The organism is Flagellimonas ochracea, from assembly GCF_009903685.1.
In the GTDB taxonomy this organism is placed as follows: Bacteria; Bacteroidota; Bacteroidia; order Flavobacteriales; family Flavobacteriaceae; genus Flagellimonas; species Flagellimonas ochracea.
On the sequence record NZ_JAAABI010000004.1, the window covers coordinates 239,828 to 260,442 of the forward strand.

General features: G+C 42.8%; 14 protein-coding genes. 13 read left to right on the forward strand and 1 reads right to left on the reverse strand.

Going from position 1 to position 20,615, the window contains the following annotated elements:
- Positions 1 to 3 precede the first annotated feature (3 nt).
- The 8 genes from GTQ34_RS12770 (at position 4) to GTQ34_RS12805 (ending at position 11,331) form a co-directional block, all read left to right on the forward strand.
- Entirely contained in the window at positions 4 to 3,129 is a 3,126-nt protein-coding gene (locus tag GTQ34_RS12770) for a TAT-variant-translocated molybdopterin oxidoreductase (protein WP_166524194.1), read from the forward strand.
- Positions 3,130 to 3,161: 32 nt separating this feature from the next.
- Entirely contained in the window at positions 3,162 to 4,907 is a 1,746-nt protein-coding gene (gene nrfD, locus GTQ34_RS12775) for an NrfD/PsrC family molybdoenzyme membrane anchor subunit (RefSeq protein WP_166524195.1), read from the forward strand.
- A 2-nt stretch (positions 4,908 to 4,909) separates the two neighbouring features.
- Positions 4,910 to 5,437, forward strand: a complete 528-nt coding sequence (locus GTQ34_RS12780; protein WP_166524196.1) for a DUF3341 domain-containing protein — start codon at positions 4,910 to 4,912, stop codon at positions 5,435 to 5,437.
- A 4-nt stretch (positions 5,438 to 5,441) separates the two neighbouring features.
- Positions 5,442 to 6,011: a c-type cytochrome gene (locus GTQ34_RS12785; protein ID WP_166524197.1), complete on the forward strand. Its 570-nt coding sequence runs from the start codon at positions 5,442 to 5,444 to the stop codon at positions 6,009 to 6,011.
- Between the two features lie 17 nt (positions 6,012 to 6,028).
- Positions 6,029 to 7,372, forward strand: coding sequence for a quinol:cytochrome C oxidoreductase (locus GTQ34_RS12790; protein ID WP_166524198.1), 1,344 nt, complete (start codon positions 6,029 to 6,031; stop codon positions 7,370 to 7,372).
- A 27-nt stretch (positions 7,373 to 7,399) separates the two neighbouring features.
- Positions 7,400 to 8,524, forward strand: a complete 1,125-nt coding sequence (locus tag GTQ34_RS12795) for a cytochrome c oxidase subunit II (RefSeq protein ID WP_166524199.1) — start codon at positions 7,400 to 7,402, stop codon at positions 8,522 to 8,524.
- 41 nt (positions 8,525 to 8,565) lie between these two features.
- A complete protein-coding gene (locus GTQ34_RS12800; protein ID WP_166524200.1) occupies positions 8,566 to 10,392 on the forward strand; it encodes a cytochrome c oxidase subunit I in 1,827 nt (608 codons plus the stop codon).
- 114 nt (positions 10,393 to 10,506) lie between these two features.
- A complete protein-coding gene (locus GTQ34_RS12805) occupies positions 10,507 to 11,331 on the forward strand; it encodes a GIN domain-containing protein (RefSeq protein WP_166524201.1) in 825 nt (274 codons plus the stop codon).
- Here the strand turns inward: GTQ34_RS12805 and GTQ34_RS12810 are convergent, their stop codons facing one another.
- Positions 11,332 to 13,596: an acyl-CoA dehydrogenase family protein gene (locus GTQ34_RS12810; protein WP_166524202.1), complete on the reverse strand. Its 2,265-nt coding sequence runs from the start codon at positions 13,594 to 13,596 to the stop codon at positions 11,332 to 11,334.
- Positions 13,597 to 13,713: 117 nt separating this feature from the next.
- Between GTQ34_RS12810 and ruvB the strand changes: the two genes are divergently transcribed.
- The 5 genes from ruvB (at position 13,714) to ruvA (ending at position 20,551) form a co-directional block, all read left to right on the forward strand.
- A complete protein-coding gene (gene ruvB, locus GTQ34_RS12815; RefSeq protein ID WP_166524203.1) occupies positions 13,714 to 14,736 on the forward strand; it encodes a Holliday junction branch migration DNA helicase RuvB in 1,023 nt (340 codons plus the stop codon).
- A 1-nt stretch (position 14,737) separates the two neighbouring features.
- Complete coding sequence (gene queG / locus GTQ34_RS12820; RefSeq protein WP_166524204.1) at positions 14,738 to 15,667, forward strand: tRNA epoxyqueuosine(34) reductase QueG; 930 nt, start codon at positions 14,738 to 14,740, stop codon at positions 15,665 to 15,667.
- Positions 15,668 to 15,844: 177 nt separating this feature from the next.
- Positions 15,845 to 17,521, forward strand: a complete 1,677-nt coding sequence (locus tag GTQ34_RS16815; RefSeq protein WP_166524205.1) for an MFS transporter — start codon at positions 15,845 to 15,847, stop codon at positions 17,519 to 17,521.
- A 120-nt stretch (positions 17,522 to 17,641) separates the two neighbouring features.
- Positions 17,642 to 19,936: an NADP-dependent malic enzyme gene (locus tag GTQ34_RS12830; protein ID WP_166524206.1), complete on the forward strand. Its 2,295-nt coding sequence runs from the start codon at positions 17,642 to 17,644 to the stop codon at positions 19,934 to 19,936.
- A gap of 33 nt (positions 19,937 to 19,969) precedes the next feature.
- Positions 19,970 to 20,551: a Holliday junction branch migration protein RuvA gene (gene ruvA / locus GTQ34_RS12835; protein WP_166524207.1), complete on the forward strand. Its 582-nt coding sequence runs from the start codon at positions 19,970 to 19,972 to the stop codon at positions 20,549 to 20,551.
- Positions 20,552 to 20,615: the final 64 nt, after the last annotated feature.

The following is a 20,615-nucleotide window of genomic DNA, read 5'->3' on the forward strand; positions in this document are numbered from 1 at the left end:
CGTATGGCATCAAACAAGAAATACTGGAAGAGCGAAGCGGAACTAAACCCGAACGATTCCATTGTTGAGACGCTAAGACAGAACGAGTTTACCGAGCAAATTCCGGTGGATGATTTTTTGGGAGACAAGGAAAATTTGTCAAGCTCCAATACCAGTAGAAGGGATTTCTTAAAATATGTAGGTTTCAGTACTGCAGCTGCCACTGTTGCAGCTTGTGAGGGACCTGTTCACAAATCAATACCCTATGTGGTGCAGCCGGACCGAATTGTACCCGGCGTTGCCAATTATTACGCTACCACCATAGCAGATGGTTTTGATTTTGCCAGTATCCTTGTGAAAACACGTGAGGGCAGGCCGATAAAAATTGAAAACAATATCGATGCCAAGGTGAACGGAGGGGCCAATGCCCGTGTGCAAGCTTCGGTATTGACACTATATGACAGCAAAAGGGTGCAGGGACCTTCTGCAAACGGTGAACCCGTTGAGTGGAAATTCCTGGATGCCACTGTAAGGGCCAAACTCAACAGTCTTAAAGGAAGCAACAGGCAAATTGTACTGTTGACCCAAACATACGCAAGTCCTTCAACCGACAAATTGATTGCCGAGTTTAAGGAAATGTATGGTGAGAATGTGAATCATGTGATGTATGATGCCATTTCCGAAGACGCTGCTCTGAATGCTTTCAACGCTGCTTATGGTGAACGTGCATTAGCGGATTACGACTTTGGCAAAGCGGATTTGATCGTTTCTTTTGGTGCCGATTTCTTGGGCGATTGGCAAGGTGGAGGTTTCGATGGTGGATATGCCAAGGGACGGGTTCCCAAAAATGGAAAAATGTCCAAGCATATCCAATTGGAATCCAACATGTCCTTAACGGGGGCGAATGCGGATAAGCGATATCCCATGACGCCCACCCAGCAAAAAGTCGCGCTTGCCAAGCTTTATGGAAAGTTGAATGGCAGCAATGTTGGCGGTGGCACTTCAGATGTGGATGAGGCTGTTGATAAAGTAGCGGCTCAAATCAAAAAAGCAGGAAGTAAAGCGGTCGTGGTGACCGGACTAAATGATATACACGCCCAGACCGTAGTGTTGGCGATCAACAAACTTTTGGCCAGTGAGGCGCTTGATACGGAAAACCCAAGATACGTTCGTCAAGGTAATACTGCAAAAGTCAACAAGTTGATTGCTGATATGAATGCAGGTCGAGTGGGAGCTTTGATTATGGACGGGGTTAATCCTGCCTACACCTTGCCCAATGCCGATGAATTTGTTTCTGGATTGGAAAAAGTAGATGTTTCTGTTTCTTTTGCCTTCAATAATGATGAAACCGCCCAGTCATCCAAATACGTGGCTGCAGCTTCGCACTACTTGGAATCTTGGGGAGATGCCCAATTCAAAAAAGGACAATTCAGCTTGATGCAGCCTGTTATTCGCGAATTGTTCGATACAAGACAGTTGCAGACCGCTTTGTTGATTTGGATGGGTAGCGATAAAACCTATTACGACTACATAAAAGAAAACTGGGAAACGGTAATCCTCAATGGAGGTTCTTGGAATACGGCACTACAAGATGGTGTTTTTGAAGAAATGGTTGTCTTGGACGAAGAGCAAGCTGTCTCTTTATCCGGAGAAAATGAAGAGAATCCTGTTGAAGCAGGTATCGTTCCCATTGCTTCTGCCATTCGTTCTTTGGTGAATTCCACTGGAGGTGATACTGAGTTGGTATTGTATTCCAAAGTAGGCATGGGAGATGGTCGCCAGGCCAATAATCCTTGGTTGCAAGAATTCCCAGATCCTATTTCAAGAGTTTCATGGGACAACTATGTAACAGTGTCCAAGGCCGATGCGGAAGAATGGGGTTTTGAGAACTTCACTGTGGCCAACGGTGGCGTAAATGGAAACTATGCAAAGTTAACTGTGGATGGCAACGTATTGGACAAAGTTCCGGTAATTGTTCAACCAGGGCAGGCTCCTGGAACGTTAGGTTTGTCTTTCGGGTATGGAAAGAAAGCTGGAATGAAAGCCGAAATGGCAACAGGAGTAAATGCATATACCTTATATAAGGACTTTTCTGACGTACAATCGGTTACTGTTGAAAAGGCGGATGGCGAACATGAGTTTGCTTGCGTTCAGCAGCATAAAACCTTAATGGGTCGAGGAGACATTATCAAGGAGACCACTTTGGAGATTTTCAACACCAAGGATCACCATGAGTGGAACCACATGCCCCAGGTGACATTGAATCACCAAGAAATACCAGTAACCTCTCCAGATGCCGATCTGTGGGATGAGTTTGATCGTTCCATTGGGCATCATTTCAATCTATCCATAGATCTAAATGCGTGTACTGGATGTGGTGCCTGTGTTATCGCTTGTCATGCTGAAAATAATGTACCAGTTGTCGGTAAAGAAGAAATCCGTCGCTCACGCGATATGCACTGGTTACGTATTGATAGGTATTATTCTTCCGAAGAAACTTTTGAGCAGGACAATGAGCGAAAAGATAATTTGGATGGTCTTTGGGGAGAAAATGGCTCGTTGGGCGGGTTACGTGAAATGGAAGATCCTTCGGCAAACCCTGAAGTGGCTTTCCAGCCGGTTATGTGCCAGCACTGTAACCATGCTCCTTGCGAAACCGTTTGCCCAGTAGCCGCAACCTCGCACAGTAGACAGGGGCAAAATCATATGGCTTATAACCGTTGTGTTGGAACCAGGTACTGTGCAAACAACTGTCCTTACAAAGTACGTAGGTTCAATTGGTTCTTGTACCATGACAATGATGAGTTCGATTTCAATATGAACAATGACTTAGGCAAGATGGTACTTAATCCAGATGTTAATGTACGCTCCAGAGGGGTCATGGAAAAATGTTCTATGTGTATACAAATGACCCAAAAGACCATTTTGGATGCCAAGCGCGAAGGCAGAACCATCAAAGATGGGGAATTCCAAACCGCTTGCTCAGCAGCGTGTAACAGTGGAGCCATGGTATTTGGAGACATTAATGATAAAGATAGCCAGGTGGCGAAATTGAAGGAGGATGATAGAATGTATCACTTGTTAGAGCATGTCGGCACAAAACCGAATGTCTTCTATCATGTGAAAGTAAGAAACACCGATGAGGCTTAATCAATAAAAAAGAAGTAACAAGAAGATAAATTATGGCGTCGCATTACGAAGCACCTATTCGAAAGCCCTTAGTACTTGGAGACAAAGGATACCACGATGTATCTGTGGATATTGCCCGTCCAGTTGAGGGAAAGGCGAACAAACAATGGTGGATTGTTTTTACCATAGCTTTAGTCGCATTCCTTTGGGGTTTAGGATGTATCATTTATACCATTTCCACCGGTGTTGGGGTTTGGGGTCTTAACCGAACCGTTAACTGGGCCTGGGATATTACCAATTTCGTTTGGTGGGTGGGTATTGGTCACGCAGGAACACTTATTTCGGCGGTATTACTGCTCTTCAGACAAAAATGGAGAATGGCGATTAACCGGTCTGCTGAGGCGATGACGATTTTCTCCGTTATTCAAGCAGGATTATTTCCTATTATTCACATGGGACGTCCTTGGTTGGCCTATTGGGTCCTTCCAATTCCCAACCAATTTGGTTCACTTTGGGTCAATTTCAATTCCCCACTGCTTTGGGACGTATTTGCTATTTCTACCTATTTATCTGTTTCCCTGGTTTTCTGGTGGACGGGCTTATTGCCTGATTTTGCTATGATTCGCGACAGAGCCGTAAAACCTTTCCAAAAGAAAATATATAGTCTGTTGAGCTTTGGATGGACAGGACGCGCCAAAGATTGGCAACGTTTTGAGGAAGTATCCTTGGTCCTTGCTGGTTTGGCCACACCTTTGGTGCTTTCAGTACATACCATAGTATCCTTTGACTTTGCTACTTCGGTGATTCCAGGATGGCATACCACCATTTTTCCACCTTATTTTGTTGCTGGGGCGATTTTTTCTGGATTTGCCATGGTGCAGACGCTTCTAATCATCATGAGAAAAGTATGTAGCCTTGAAGCGTATATCACCGTTCAGCATATCGAGTTGATGAACATAGTAATAATGATTACAGGTTCTATCGTTGGATGTGCCTATATCACAGAGTTGTTCATAGCATGGTACTCTGGAGTGGAATATGAACAATATGCTTTCTTGAACAGAGCTACGGGACCCTACTGGTGGGCCTATTGGTCCATGATGACCTGTAATGTGTTCTCCCCACAATTCATGTGGTTCAAAAAATTGAGAACCAGTATCATGTTCTCGTTCTTTATTTCCATTGTCGTGAACATAGGAATGTGGTTTGAGCGTTTCGTGATTATCGTAACCTCTTTGCACAGGGATTACCTACCATCATCTTGGACCATGTTTTCACCCACCTTTGTGGACATTGGGATATTCATTGGAACTATCGGATTCTTCTTTGTGCTATTCCTTTTGTATTCTAGAACATTCCCAGTAATTGCGCAGGCTGAAGTAAAGTCGATTCTAAAATCTTCAGGGGAACGCTATAAAAAATTGAGGGATGCAGGAAAACCATTGTATGAGAAACCTGCACATAAAAATACTCCTAAACAAGAAATCATCACAGATGACGAATTGATGGGGGAAGCCAAACCTACAGTTGGCGATAAAGTGGGTGTTTCGGAATTGTTGGGTTCCGTGGGGACTTTTGATGCTACTAAGGAAACTGCTGACGATTTGAAGAAAATCAAAGGAATTGGCCCCGAAATGGAACGCATTTTAAATGAAATAGGCATTTTCACCTATGCACAGGTAGGTCGAATGACGGAAAAGGAATATGACTTGTTGGATTCAATCACAGGAAGATTTCCTGGTCGTGCACAACGTGACGATTGGGCGGGTCAAGCAAGGATATTAAACAATAAAAAATAAGTATGGCGTCAAAAGTTATTCAGGCACTTTATACCGATGACGATGTTTTGATGCATGCCGTAAAAAAAGTTAGGGCAGCACATCATCACATAGAGGAAGTATACACCCCCTTTCCGGTTCACGGTCTGGACAAGGCCATGGGACTGGAAGATACTCGTATTGCGATAACATCCTTCATGTACGGTTGTTTGGGTCTTGCAGTGGCTATAGTTATGATGAATTACATCATGATTGAAGATTGGCCCCAGGATATTGGTGGAAAACCAAGCTTTAGCTACCTGGAAAATATGCCGGCCTTTGTACCGATCATGTTTGAGATGACGGTTTTCTTCGCGGCACACCTTATGGTAATCACGTTTTATTTAAGAAGCAGAATGTGGCCATTTAAAAAAGCGGAGAATCCAGATAAAAGAACCACGGATGATCATTTTCTAATGGAAATTGGGCTGCATGACAATGAAAAGGAACTCACCGATTTGCTATGGGAAACCGGAGCTGTGGAAATAAATGTTACAGAAAAGGACTCTTAAAAATATGAAGCACTTAGGTAAAATAATTGTTGTATTGGTTTTGATAGTGTCCGTTGCTGCGTGTGCTGATAAAAACAGCCCCAACTACCAATACATGCCCAATATGTATGAATCTGTGGGATACGAAACCTATGAAGCGGTGGACAATGGCTTGTTTCCACAGGGAACGGAAGCCATGTTACCAGTTGAGGGGACCATTCCCAAAGAATGGATGCCCTATGGATTTGAAAACACTCCTGAGGGAAAAGAATTGGCACGATCGAATCCAAGTCCTTTGGACTCACTTAAAATTGAGGAAAATTTGGCCGTAGGTAAGGAGCTCTACGATATTTATTGTGCCATTTGTCATGGTGCCAAAGGTGCTGGACAAGGTACGTTGGTCAAAAGAGAGAAAATACTCGGTGTTCCCAGCTATGCTGATGCAGCGAGAAATATTACCGTGGGTACCACATACCACACCATATATTATGGATTGAACTCCATGGGATCATATGCGGCCCAGTTTGCCAATGAGAAAGAAATGTGGCAAGTCTCTGAATATGTTATGAAATTAAAGGAGGACCTAACAAAATAATTGGATAAGAGTAAACTATGTACACCTTTTCAAACAGACTAAAAATAGGATCTTTTATTGCCATGGGCCTTGGGCTGATTTTTTTGGCAATAGGTTTTGTTTCCGCTCCTTCAACCGTGGAAGAGGCAAAAGCCATGGTGGTATCTGCACATGACGATGGACATGGCGGAGGTCATGCCGAAGAAGCAGCAAGCCATGATGGAGACCAAAGCCATGGTAAAAGTACTGCACATGGTTCTGATGAGGGTCACGACGACTCTCACGACGAGCACTTGTTGCATCAATTACAAAACAAGCCATGGGCTGCTTTGTATGTTGCCGCATTCTTTTTCTTTATGATTGCCTTGGGGGTATTGGCATTTTATGCCGTACAACGTGCTTCGCAGGCTGGTTGGTCACCGCTGTTGTTTAGGGTCATGGAAGGAATTACCGCCTATCTGGTTCCTGGAGGAATCATTGTATTTGTGATTTTGGTACTTTCTGTACTGCACATGAACCATATGTTTGTTTGGATGGATGCTGATACAGTGGCCCACGACAAATTATTACAAGGGAAGGCTGGATATTTGAATCCTACTTTCTTCTTGGTGAGAGCTGCAATTTTCTTGGGAGGATGGATTTTTTACCGCGAGTATTCAAGAAAACTTTCATTGGCCCAGGACCAATCGGATGACAATACCAACTTTGTGAAAAACTTTAGGTGGTCAGCTGGGTTCTTGGTATTTTACTTAATTACCGAATCCATGATGTCTTGGGATTGGATTATGAGTTTGGATCCGCATTGGTTCAGTACCCTCTTTGGATGGTATATTTTTGCCAGTATGTTTGTTTCGGGAATAACAGTGATTGCAATGATTACTATCTACCTTAAATCCAAAGGATACCTAGAAGATGTAAATGATAGTCACATTCATGACTTGGCCAAATTTATGTTCGGCATTAGCATTTTTTGGACCTATTTATGGTTTTCCCAGTTTATGTTGATTTGGTATGCCAACATTCCAGAGGAAGTGACCTATTTCGTCGCGCGCTTTCAGGATTATAAGCTGCCTTTCTTTACTATGTTGGCCATGAACTTTATTTTTCCATTATTGCTTTTGATGAACAGTGACTACAAGCGCATAAATTGGTTTGTGGTGATGACCGGTATAGTGTTGCTTTTAGGCCACTATTTGGATGTTTTCAATATGGTAATGCCAGCAACGGTGGGCGACCAGTGGAGCTTTGGACTACCAGAAATGGGAGGTATATTGTTCTTTGGAGGATTGTTTACATTCTGGGTGTTCAATGCATTGACGAAAGTACCGTTACAACCGAAACGTAATCCTTTTATTGAGGAAAGTAGACAATTTCATTATTAATACGATTAAGTCTTAGATAATTATACAATGACTGCATTATTGACATTGACTGTTTTAGTACTGGTGGGAATTGCCATTTGGCAAATGACCAAAATATTTGAATTGTCACAGGTTAAAACAGCTGAGAACACAGAGATCGCAAACGATACCGATAACAAATATAACGGCTATTTGCTTTTTGCATTCTTGATTTTCATCTACGGGATTACCATATTCAGTTTTGCCAAGTACTCTAAGGTACTTCTTCCCGAAGCTTCCTCTGCCCATGGTGGTGAATATGATCAACTTATGTGGGTTTCTTTCGGAATCATCTTTTTTGTGCAGACCATTACCCAGGCCTTGTTGCACTATTTTGGATATAAGTACCGTGGTGAAAAAGGCAAAAAAGCACTTTTCTTCGCGGATAATGATCGACTGGAGTTCATTTGGACCATCATCCCCGTTATTGTATTGGCTGGTTTGATTCTTTGGGGACTATACACATGGACAAATATTATGGATATCAATGATGAAGATGATCCATTGATTGTTGAATTATATGCCCAACAATTTAACTGGACCGCCCGTTATGGTGGTCAAGACAATGTGCTGGGAGAGGCAAGTGTGCGCTTGATTGATATTAACAGGGCCAATGTGCTTGGTCTGGATGAGGCGGATCCCAATGGGGAAGATGACGTTATTGTAAAGGAACTTCACTTACCAGTGGGCAGAAAAGTGAACTTTATGATGCGTTCACAAGACGTCTTGCATTCGGCATATATGCCACACTTTCGAGCTCAGATGAACTGCGTTCCCGGTATGATTACCCAGTTTTCGTTCACACCTACAGTAACGACGGAAGAAATACGTTTGAACCCAGATGTTGTCGACAAAGTGAAAAGAACCAATGCATTGCGGGCCGAATGGGCGGCTGAAGGTAGACCAAATTCCGAACCGTGGGAGTTTGATTACGTCCTGCTGTGCAATAAAATATGTGGTAAGTCCCACTACAATATGCAAATGAAAATTATCGTGGAATCCGAAGAGGAGTTCAATAAATGGTTGGCTGAACAAAAAACCTTTAAGGAAACCGTAATGGTTGATGACCAAGAACAAGCGTTCAACACCAATGACGGAGTTGCCGTAGAACCAGAAGCGGAAGCCACGAACTAATTGCTGAAAAAGAAGAAATAACTTAAAAAATAATTTGGAATATGTCTGTAGTAGCCAATGCACATGTTGACGATCATGCACACGATGATCATGGACATCACCATAAAGAGACTTTTGTAACAAAATATATTTTCAGTCAAGATCATAAGATGATTTCCAAGCAGTACCTGATTACAGGACTCATTATGGGATTCATCGGCATAGCAATGTCCTTGCTTTTTAGAATGCAATTGGCTTGGCCCGGGGAATCGTTCCCCATTTTTGAGGCCTTGTTGGGTAAATGGGCTCCTGACGGTGTCATGGATGCGGACATTTATCTAGCCTTGATCACCATTCACGGGACCATCATGGTGTTTTTCGTATTGACTGCAGGATTAAGTGGTACTTTTAGTAACCTGTTGATTCCGCTTCAGATTGGAGCAAGGGATATGGCATCTGGCTTTTTGAACATGCTTTCCTACTGGATGTTCTTCCTATCTTCAGTAATCATGGTTATCTCATTGTTTGTGGAGGCAGGCCCTGCCGCTGCAGGTTGGACCATTTATCCTCCTTTGAGTGCTTTGCCAATGGCTCAGCCAGGATCTGGTGCAGGTATGACACTTTGGTTGGTATCCATGGCCATATTCATTGCTTCCTCACTTTTAGGTTCTTTGAACTACATCGTGACTGTAATAAATCTTAGGACCAAAGGAATGTCGATGACTCGATTGCCTTTGACCATTTGGGCATTTTTTGTTACTGCAATTATTGGTGTTATTTCCTTTCCGGTTCTTCTTTCTGCGGCCCTGCTGTTGATTATGGATAGAAGTTTTGGTACTTCCTTCTTCCTTTCTGATATCTTTATTCAAGGAGAAGTACTGCATTATCAGGGAGGTTCACCAGTTCTTTTTGAGCATTTGTTTTGGTTCTTGGGTCACCCAGAAGTTTATATCGTATTGTTGCCAGCTTTGGGTATCACATCCGAGGTTATGTCCACTAATGCAAGAAAACCAATTTTTGGATATCGGGCAATGGTGGCATCCATTTTGGCCATTGCGTTTCTATCCACTATCGTATGGGGACACCATATGTTCATCTCTGGTATGAACCCATTTTTGGGCTCCGTATTTACATTCACCACCTTGCTGATTGCTATTCCGTCTGCGGTAAAGGCATTTAATTACATAACTACTTTATGGAAGGGTAACTTGCAGTTGAATCCCGCGATGTTGTTTTCAATCGGTTTGGTATCTACTTTCATTACTGGTGGCTTAACAGGAATTATTTTAGGAGACAGCACCTTGGACATTAATGTGCACGACACCTATTTTGTTGTTGCACACTTCCACTTAGTGATGGGTATCTCTGCTTTATATGGACTTTTTGCAGGGGTCTACCATTGGTTCCCCAAAATGTTCCAGGGTAGGATGATGAACAAGAATTTGGGATATGTCCATTTTTGGATAACTGCAATTTGTGCCTATGGAGTGTTTTTCCCAATGCACTTCGTGGGTATGGCAGGTGTTCCAAGACGTTACTATGAGAATACGGCATTCCCTATGTTTGATGAATTGACAAACGTGCAGGTATTGATGACTGTGTTTGCACTTATTGCCGGTTTGGCACAATTGGTTTTCGTTTACAATTTTATTGTTAGCATTTTCTATGGAAAAAGAGGTCCACAAAACCCATGGAGTTCCAATACTTTGGAGTGGACTGCACCGCAGGAGCACATGCACGGCAACTGGCCGGGTGAAATTCCCCATGTCCATCGTTGGGCCTATGATTATAGCAAGACCTATGAGAATGGTGAATATATTATTCCCGGACAGGATTTTGTCCCTCAAGATGTTCCGCTGCAAGAAAATGAAGAGGAATTGAATCATTGATGATTTAAACTTAAAAACATAAAGCCCATTTACATAAATGGGCTTTTTTTTGCTCAAAGAATGGTTTACATGAAATACATATCTTTAACCTAAACGCCCCAACTGAACAATGCCATGAAAAAAATATTGATGCTGCTATTTTTGGTCGGTCCCATAGTATTGACTGCCCAACGAAAACCTAAGATCAAAGGAAGTCGGGTTGTTTCTCAGGTTAACGAAGAATTACCTGCCTTCAATGCTATCTTACTTAATGATGATTTGGATATAGTTTTGAAGAAATCCTTTGGTCCAGGGTATGAGATTATTGCTGATGACAACCTGATTGACATACTTAAATTCAACGTCGAGGACAGTACCTTAGTAATCAGTTCCTATTATGAGGTTACTGCAAAAAAACAATTCGACATTACCGTCAACTACACGGAATTAAAATCCATTACTCTTAAAGAAGGTAGTATTTTAACCATGGATAGGGTGGAGAGCGACGAATTGTTTGTGGATGGCTTTGGAAACTCAAGATTGGACATCAAGGCTAGGGCCGAGATTTTGGACATTAATTTGGAAGATATGAGCAGAGGAGATTTTAATGTGGATGCCGACTCTTTGAACATAAGTCTCAACAAAAGGGCACAAGCTTATGTCTATGCTGTCAATGAGGTAAGCTTGTTAGACTTGGAAGGACAGAGTTCCATAACATTTGAGGGAACTTCACAACATGTAGAAGCAAGGTTGACGGGTTATTCTAAATACAAAGCAGAAAACATGGAGACCGGGACATTAAAGCTAATGGCCGATAAAGAGGCAGACGCCAAAATAAACGTGTATCAACAGTTGGAATTGACTGCAAAGGACAGGGCCAGAATCAACTTATACGGCAATTCGGGTATCATCATAAATGAATTCACAGATTCCGCCCAATTAATCAAGAAGGAAGAGTGATCATTGGGCAATAGGTGCGGTAACACAATGATCGGGAATGCCAAAACCTTCCACCAGTACTTCAATATGGGGTCGCAGTTCTGAAGACAATCTTTCTACACGCTGTCTTATGGCCTTTGACTTGCTGCTGCCAATATATCCTTGTTCCAAATACCACTGTGCATCCAATCGAATTTGATATAGTGCATAGAGCGAGCCCAATTTTTTCATCAGGTCTTTATACTCTGTATCTTCGATGCCATCATACACTTTGAGGTATTCCTTATACGCAAGCTCAACGCTGTAAGCCTTTCCCAATGCCAGCAAATGTGTCTGCACCTTCAAAAAAGCCTGATAAGCAGGCACTCCCTTCTTAATATAACTTCGGATACGCATCGCCAAAGTATAGGTCAATCGGCGGGTTCTATAATTAAAGGCATGTTGATGAAATTTGGGATTGTACAAGTGTTCCGCATCCACCTTGTTGGAGTATAAAGGATTGATTGCCGTTAGCTTATCAGACAACTGACTTTGAAGTAATTTCAGCACAGAGGAAAACCCTGCACTGTTGAACTCAGCCTTAAAATCGGATAAAATTCCTTTGGCCGCTAATTGCAACAGTACGGTGTTATCTCCCTCAAAAGTGGTGAATATGTCAACATCGGCCCGTAAATCGGCTAATCTGTTCTCCAATAAGTACCCTTTTCCACCACAGGCTTCTCGGCATTCTTGTATCGTATCGCTGGCAAACCAAGTGATGACCGATTTTAATCCCGCCACTTGTGTTTCAATCATTCTTTTGTCTGATTTTGAATTGTCGCTATATTGTTTCATCAGTTCCTCAAGGGCAAAATGATACACATAGGCACTGGCGACGAGAGGGGTTAAGCGTAACTGATGGGTGGGGTAGTCCATAATCAGGTCTTCCTGCATTTTTATGCTATCGTTGAACTGTCTCCGTCCCAATGCATATTTAACTGCAATTGTCAACGCCATTTTGGCTCCACCCAAGGCCCCTCGGGCCACACAAATGCGTCCTCCCACTAATGTGCCCAACATGGTAAAAAAGCGCTTATTGGGATTTTTGATGGCTGAAAAATAAGAACCATCCTTTCGGATTTCCCCATATTTGTCCAACAGGTTTTCTCGTGGCACCTTAACTTGATTGAACCAAATTTTTCCATTGTCTACCCCATTTAGACCTAGCTTATAGCCATTGTCTTCAATAGTGATTCCTTCAAGAACCTCATGTTTTTCATTACGCAAGGGAACCAAAATGGCGTGAACCCCTTCATTTTTTCCATTGACGATCAATTGGGCAAATACGGTGGCTATTTTAGAGTGGAGCGCATTGCCAATATATTCTTTGTTGTCATTTTGGCCAGGAGTGTTGATTATAATTCGGTCTGAGGATGCATCGTAGGTAGCGGTGGTTTTAATCCCTCTTACGTTGGAACCATGCCCTGTTTCTGTCATGGCGAAACAGCCTAACAGTTTGGACCTTCCAGCATTTTTTAGGTATTGATCATGATGTTTTGCCGTTCCCAACTTTTGAATACTACCGCCAAATAAACCGAATTGTACTCCAAACTTCACGGCCAAACTCCCATCCACATACATTAAATGCTCAAAAATGGCGGCATAGGCCGGCATATTTTCAATGCCGCCAAAATCTTTTGGGTATGCCATGGCCCCGTATCCTTTTTCACCTAAAAGGAAAACTTGTTCCAGTACACGATTTCTGAACACCTCTTTATCCCTATCAATATCCCATTCAAAAATGGGTTGATCAATGAATTTGCGAAACGAATCCACTAAAGCACCATGGGAGCCTTTTAATAGGTTATCCAGTACCTCGGCATCATATTGTTTGGAGGTCCTTTCGTGAATGACTTCCACATCAAAAAGGTGGTTGTAGTGATTGGGCTGTATGCCCAAATTAATTTCAATGTGCTTCAAATGGTCATTGAACTCGCATCCTGCACAATGAGCATTGCCCAAGCGTTGGCTAAAAGAGGTCAAAGGATAGGTGTCATTTTCAATAAGTTTGATTTGCGAATGGGATATGGTCTGTTTCCAACTTTTGATTTCTTCATCTTTTGGCGGATTCTCCCTGTTGAGCCAAAGCATGAGTTGCTGCTTTTCCTCCGGATTTAGTGAGGCATCCTGCTCAATGGTTTTTTTGACCACGGAGATTTCAGAAGCGGAAAGGAGGTCGTCCGACCAAATCACGTAGAAAAAGGGGATATATTGTAAAATTCCCAGGGAATAAGCTGTAGTGACCATAGAATTTTAGATTGAGGCGATGCTGATTTTCTATGTAACTAAGTTAAGGCTTAGATTGTTAAGATGCACAGGTCATTTTACGGTCCACGTTGTGTTTTCAACTATATTTGTTTGTAGATGAATGAAAACCTAGATCCAACAAGCGACAACTTTTCCCAAGAGGAGTTGGACATAGAAAGAGCATTACGGCCAATCACTTTTGATGATTTCACAGGTCAGCAGCAAGTATTGGAAAATTTAAAGGTGTTTGTTCAGGCGGCCAATCTACGCGATGAAGCTTTAGATCATACACTTTTTCATGGCCCGCCCGGATTGGGCAAGACCACACTTGCCCATATTTTGGCCAACGAATTGGGAGTCGGAATCAAGGTGACTTCTGGTCCTGTGTTGGACAAACCGGGTGATTTGGCTGGACTTTTGACCAATCTAGAAGAACGGGACGTACTTTTTATTGATGAAATCCATCGTCTTAGCCCTATTGTGGAAGAGTACCTGTATTCCGCCATGGAGGATTATAAAATTGACATTATGATAGAGACGGGGCCCAATGCCCGTTCCGTTCAGATAAACTTGGCTCCATTTACCTTGATTGGTGCTACCACACGTTCAGGTCTTTTGACGGCACCGATGCGGGCCCGCTTTGGAATATCAAGCCGTTTGCAATACTACGACACCGAACTGCTTTCCACCATTGTCCAGCGTAGTGCCGACATTTTAAAAGTTCCCATAACCAATGATGCCGCCATAGAGATTGCCGGGCGGAGTAGGGGCACACCTCGAATATGTAACGCACTGCTGCGCAGGGTCCGTGATTTTGCCCAAATTAAGGGAGATGGCAACATTGATCTTGATATATCTAGATTTGGACTAAAGGCCTTGAACGTTGATACCCACGGTTTGGATGAAATGGACAATAAAATTCTTTCCACCATTATTGATAAATTTAAAGGGGGCCCGGTCGGAATTACCACCTTGGCCACAGCCGTATCAGAAAGTGCCGAGACAATTGAAGAAGTTTATGAGCCCTTTTTGATTCAACAGGGTTTTATCATGCGCACACCACGGGGTAGGGAAGTGACCGAATTGGCCTATACCCATTTGGGAAAGCTAAAAGGGGGAACCCAAGGAGGATTATTTTAGTTTGCATGTAAAAGCACAACATACCAGTTTAATCAAAACCGAAGCCAAGCGCCTCGGTTTTTTGTCATGTGGTATTTCAAAAGCTAAGTTTTTGGAAGAAGAAGCTCCAAGACTGGAAAAATGGCTCAACCAAAATATGCACGGGGAAATGTCGTACATGGAAAACCATTTTGATAAACGGTTAGACCCGACCAAATTGGTTCAGGGTTCCAAATCGGTCATCTCGCTCCTGTTGAATTACTTCCCGTCCGAAGTGCAAAATCCTGAATCTTATAAAATTTCCAAATATGCTTATGGAACCGATTATCACTTTGTGATAAAGGACAAGCTTAAAAGCTTATTGCATTTTATACATGAAGAAATAGGAGAAGTGCATGGCCGTGCTTTTGTGGATTCGGCTCCTGTTTTGGATAAGGCATGGGCGGCTAAGAGCGGTCTGGGATGGATGGGCAAGCACAGCAATTTATTGACCCAACAGGTTGGTTCTTTCTACTTCATTGCTGAATTGATTGTCGACCTCGAATTGGAATATGATACCCCGGCGACCGACCATTGCGGAACATGCACCGCTTGTATCGATGCGTGCCCCACAGAGGCCATTGTGGAACCGTATGTTGTAGATGGCAGCAAGTGCATCTCGTATTTCACCATTGAATTGAAGAATGAAATCCCTTCTGAATATAGCGGAAAATTTGACGATTGGATGTTTGGTTGCGATATATGCCAAGACGTTTGCCCGTGGAACCGTTTTTCAAAACCCCATCAAGAACCACTCTTCGACCCACACCCAGATTTATTGTCCATGACCAAAAAAGATTGGGAAGAGATTACTGAGGATGTTTTCAAAAAGGTGTTTAAAAAATCGGCGGTCAAGCGAACCAAATTCACCGGTTTGCAGCGGAACATCAATTTCTTAAAATCGCAAAAATAACTACAACGATTTCGTTGTCATTTTCGAGGCATTAGATGTTAAGTTTTTTTAACCAAAAGATTAAAAATGCTATCTTGTTTGGCAATCCAGCTGTGATATTCGCAAAAATACCGAGGGATTTTTGAAGGAATCAAAACACGGTTTGGAGCTGTTCCGATAACTAACTAAACTCAAGGGATGACTAAGATCACTAAACCAAGACTTAATTTTTGGCAAATTTGGAATATGAACGTTGGATTCTTCGGAATCCAATTTAGCTTTGGCCTTCAACAGACCGCGGTAAGTCCAATTTTTTCATTTTTGGGCGCCCATCATGACGAGCTGCCTTTGTTGAACTTGGCAGGCCCTGTGACCGGTTTGTTGATACAGCCCATTATCGGAGCCATTTCCGATAAAACGTGGTCACCAAAATGGGGAGGGCGGCGAAAACCTTTCTTCTTGATTGGGGCCATTTTGGCAAGTTTGTGTCTTTTCGCCTTTCCTTTTAGTCCTGAGTTGTGGTTTGCAGTGGGACTCCTTTGGATTTTGGATGCAGGTAATAATACTGCCATGGAACCCTATAGAGCATTTGTTGGAGATAAATTGCCCGATAGCCAGTTGACCTTTGGTTATCAAATGCAGAGTTTATTTGTAGGGGCCGGAATAACGCTGGCCAACTTGTCTCTTTTTATGTTCCAGCATTGGTTTAGCACCCCAGTTGAAGGTGGAGGCATTTTTGATGCTGCTGCCGAAACAGTATCATCCATCCCAACTTGGGTATACTATTCTTTCTTCTTAGGAGCGCTGGCATCCATTGGAACGGTTATGTGGTCGGTATGGAAAACACCTGAAATTCCACCAACTGACAAAGAGTTGGAAGAAATCAAAAAACATAATGATGGTACACCGGCTCCCATCATCCAAATATTAAGCGTACTTCTGGTAATTTTTTCTGTGCCACTTTTGTTGGGTTATTTGGTCGGTGAACTGTTCCCTCAATTATGGGACAACGTCAATCTTTGGGTAATTATCGTGCTGGTATTTGCCTTCGCTTGGCTTTTCATGCTCTATCGAATCATCAAAAACAATACAAGCAACCGAAGCATTAAGAAGCTTGGGGACACCTTGGATCCCCTATTGGAAGCAGCAGAGGCCATCGGAGTAATGCCCGGTTTCCTTTGGAAATTGGCCGCGGTATATCTATTTCAGTGGTATGCACTTTTTGTATACTGGCAATTTATGCCGCCCATGCTCCGCACCAGCTTGTTCGGTATTTCCAACGAGGACAACGAGAAATTTGAGTCCATAATGACATCTTTTAGGGAAGGTGCTGAAATCAGTGCTCAAGACCAGTCCTTTGCTCAGAATATACAATCTTTGGCAGAACAAGCTTTAGGGCATGCCGGTCTAATGAATGGAACGTACAATTTTGTGACCATGATTGTGGCACTCGCTTTAGTACCCATGGCGGCACGAATTGGTTCTAAACTTGTATATGTAGTTTGTTTGTTCCTTACAGGAATTGCCATGTTAAGCATGCCTTTCATTACTGATAAATGGCTGTTGTTGGCCCCCATGGTGTTGTTTGGTATCGGTTGGGCTGCCATGATGGGAATTCCGTATGCCATGGTTTCCAAAGTTATTCCAGAAGAACGACGAGGGGTTTATATGGGAATTGTCAATATGATGATTGTAATCCCCATGCTTATTCAAACGGTAAGTTTTGGTCCTATCATTAAGAATGTGTTGGATAACAATGCGGTAAATGCCATATTGTTTGGCGGCGTATTCTTCGTAATAGCAGGGGTCTTGGCGATGCGCCTCAACTTACCCAAGGACAAATTGGATTCAGCAATGGATGTGGAAATCCCATAGGCAATAATACATCTGTAGGCATTACTGAAATTGGGAAATAACACCTACTAGGAAAATATTGCCGAAACGCCATACCAATTATGGCGAAACTCCTAACTTTGGCCCTTCATAGTTCACTATATGAGCAAGAAGAAACATAGACGCGAGGCTTTAATCTATCATGCAAAACCTCAACCCGGAAAAATAAAGGTGGTCCCAACCAAGCCCTATTCCACCCAGCGCGATTTGGCATTGGCCTATTCCCCGGGAGTTGCAGAACCCTGTTTAGAAATCAAAAAGAACAAGGATGATGTTTATAAATACACCGCTAAGGGAAATTTAGTGGCAGTTATTTCCAATGGAACTGCAGTATTGGGACTTGGGGATATTGGACCGGAAGCAGCTAAACCGGTTATGGAAGGTAAAAGCCTGTTGTTTAAGATTTTTGCCGACATCGATGGAATCGATATTGAGCTGGATACCAAGGATGTGGATAAGTTTATAGATACGGTCAAAATCATTGCTCCCACCTTTGGTGGAATAAATTTAGAAGATATCAAAGCCCCTGAAGCCTTCGAGATAGAAACCAGATTGAAGGAAGAGTTGGATATTCCGGTAATGCATGACGACCAACACGGAACAGCCATTATCTCTGCGGCAGCTTTGTTGAATGCCCTTGAACTGACTCATAAAAAGATGGAGGAGGTGAAAATTGTGGTAAGTGGAGCAGGGGCTGCGGCTGTTTCTTGTACTCGGCTTTACAAAGCCTTTGGAGCCAAGGCAGAAAACATTGTGATGCTGGATAGTAAGGGGGTGATAAGAAGTGATCGTGAAAGCCTATCCCATGAAAAAAAGGAATTTGCCACTGACCGAAAAATAGACACACTTGAAGAGGCCATGAAGAATGCCGATGTGTTCATTGGTCTTTCCATTGCCGATATTCTTACACCCGCAATGCTCAAATCTATGGCCAAAGACCCCATAGTCTTTGCCATGGCGAATCCAGACCCGGAAATTGACTATAACTTGGCCTGCAACACCAGAAAGGACATCGTCATGGCCACGGGTAGGTCCGATCATCCCAATCAAGTGAACAATGTATTGGGTTTCCCTTTTATTTTTAGGGGTGCTTTGGATGTAAGAGCTACCAAGATAAATGAAGAAATGAAGATGGCAGCGGTAAGGGCTTTGGCCGATTTGACCCGGGAACCTGTGCCAGAGCAGGTAAATATTGCATACGATACCACCAGACTAACTTTTGGCAAGGAGTATATCATTCCAAAACCATTTGATCCACGTCTGATAACAAAAATACCTCCTGCAGTTGCCAAGGCTGCCATGGAAAGTGGCGTCGCCAAAGAACCAATTCAAGATTGGAAAAAATATGAAGAAGAGCTCTACTTAAGGTCGGGGAATGATAATAAGGTAGTTCGAATGCTTCACAATCGGGCCAAAGTAAACCCAAAGCGTATTGTTTTTGCTGAAGCCGAGCTATTGGATGTTATGAAGGCTGCCCAAATTGTTTATGAGGAAGGGATTGCACATCCCATTTTGTTGGGGAACAAGGAAACTATCGAAAATCTCAAGGAAGAATTGGATTTTGATGCCGATGTACCCATCATTGACCCACGTTCAGATGAATGCAGTGATATGCGAACGCGTTACGCAGTCAAACTTTGGGAATCCCGAAAACGAAAGGGGGAGACCAAATACAGTGCTAGAGTAAATATGGGAAAACGCAATTACTTCGGAGCCATGATGTTGTTGGAGGGTGATGCCGATGGAATGATTTCAGGTTATTCAAGATCGTATCCGAAGGTACTTAAACCTGTGTTCGAAGTTTTGGGTCGGTCCAAAGGCGTTAAAAATGCCTCAACGGTAAACATCATGATTACTAGTAGAGGACCACTGTTTTTGGCGGATACATCTATCAACGTTGATCCAGATGCAGAAGAATTGGCGGAAATTGCCCGAATGACGGCCAATGTAGCTTCAACTTTTGGATTCAATCCGGTAATGGCCTTGCTTTCTTATGCCAATTTTGGGTCTTCCAGTCATCCCAATGCACAAAAGGTGAAAGAGGCGGTAAGGATTCTACACGAAAACAATCCGGAATTGGTGGTTGATGGTGAAATTCAAACGGATTTCGCCTTAAGTCAGGAGCTGTGCAATAACAATTTCCCGTTTTCCAAGTTGGCCGGGAAAAAGGTGAATACACTTATTTTTCCAAATCTGGAGGCTGCCAATATCACTTATAAATTACTGAAGGGTCTCAATAATGCCGATTCTATTGGACCCATTATGGTGGGACTTCGAAGGTCTGCGCACATATTACAATTGGGTGCCAGTGTGGATGAAATGGTAAATATGGCTGCCGTAGCCGTTATCGATGCCCAGGAGCGTGAGAAAAGAAGAAAAGTAAGAATGGGCGAGTAGCAATTTGCATCACATCTATCCAAAATAATAATAATGATTACCCACCTAAGAGGAAAACTGGTCGAAAAGAATCCAACCCATGTGATTGTGGAATGTAATGGAGTTGGATATTTTTTGAACATCTCATTGCATACTTTTTCCCTGCTGAAAGATCAGGAAAACATACACCTGTTTACGCATTTATTGATCAAGGAAGATTCCCATACCCTATTTGGTTTTGCCGAAAAGTCAGAACGCGATGTGTTCCGGTTGTTGTTGTCCGTTTCAGGAGTGGGTTCAAGTACTGCCAGGACCATGTTGTCGTCCTTGTCGCCGTTGGAAGTAAAGAACGCCATCGCCAATGGCGACGTGCCGTCTATACAGGCCGTAAAGGGAATTGGTGCGAAGACCGCGCAACGTATAATTTTGGACCTCAAAGACAAGATTTTGAAAGTCCACGACATTGGTGAAGTTTCACTGCAAACAAACAATACAAACAAAGAAGAAGCGTTATCTGCATTAGAGGTTCTTGGTTTCGCCAGGAGGCAATCTGAAAAGATTGTTGACAAGGTGCTTTCCCAAGACTCATCTTTAAGCGCAGAGGACATTATAAAATTGGCGCTGAAAAATTTGTAACAAGTTTGAAAAGAGGGGCAAAACCAATACTTAGATCTTCAAGATTTAGGCACTTTTTCTTTTT

Excerpts from the sequence above, each read along its gene's own strand:
- GTQ34_RS12770 (WP_166524194.1), top strand. The coding sequence starts at position 4 with ATGGCATCAAACAAGAAATACTGGAAGAGCGAAGCGGAACTAAACCCG.
- nrfD (WP_166524195.1), top strand. The coding sequence starts at position 3,162 with ATGGCGTCGCATTACGAAGCACCTATTCGAAAGCCCTTAGTACTTGGA.
- GTQ34_RS12780 (WP_166524196.1), top strand. The coding sequence starts at position 4,910 with ATGGCGTCAAAAGTTATTCAGGCACTTTATACCGATGACGATGTTTTG.
- GTQ34_RS12785 (WP_166524197.1), top strand. The coding sequence starts at position 5,442 with ATGAAGCACTTAGGTAAAATAATTGTTGTATTGGTTTTGATAGTGTCC.
- GTQ34_RS12790 (WP_166524198.1), top strand. The coding sequence starts at position 6,029 with ATGTACACCTTTTCAAACAGACTAAAAATAGGATCTTTTATTGCCATG.
- GTQ34_RS12795 (WP_166524199.1), top strand. The coding sequence starts at position 7,400 with ATGACTGCATTATTGACATTGACTGTTTTAGTACTGGTGGGAATTGCC.
- GTQ34_RS12800 (WP_166524200.1), top strand. The coding sequence starts at position 8,566 with ATGTCTGTAGTAGCCAATGCACATGTTGACGATCATGCACACGATGAT.
- GTQ34_RS12805 (WP_166524201.1), top strand. The coding sequence starts at position 10,507 with ATGAAAAAAATATTGATGCTGCTATTTTTGGTCGGTCCCATAGTATTG.
- GTQ34_RS12810 (WP_166524202.1), bottom strand. The coding sequence starts at position 13,596 with ATGGTCACTACAGCTTATTCCCTGGGAATTTTACAATATATCCCCTTT.
- ruvB (WP_166524203.1), top strand. The coding sequence starts at position 13,714 with ATGAATGAAAACCTAGATCCAACAAGCGACAACTTTTCCCAAGAGGAG.
- GTQ34_RS16815 (WP_166524205.1), top strand. The coding sequence starts at position 15,845 with ATGACTAAGATCACTAAACCAAGACTTAATTTTTGGCAAATTTGGAAT.
- GTQ34_RS12830 (WP_166524206.1), top strand. The coding sequence starts at position 17,642 with ATGAGCAAGAAGAAACATAGACGCGAGGCTTTAATCTATCATGCAAAA.
- ruvA (WP_166524207.1), top strand. The coding sequence starts at position 19,970 with ATGATTACCCACCTAAGAGGAAAACTGGTCGAAAAGAATCCAACCCAT.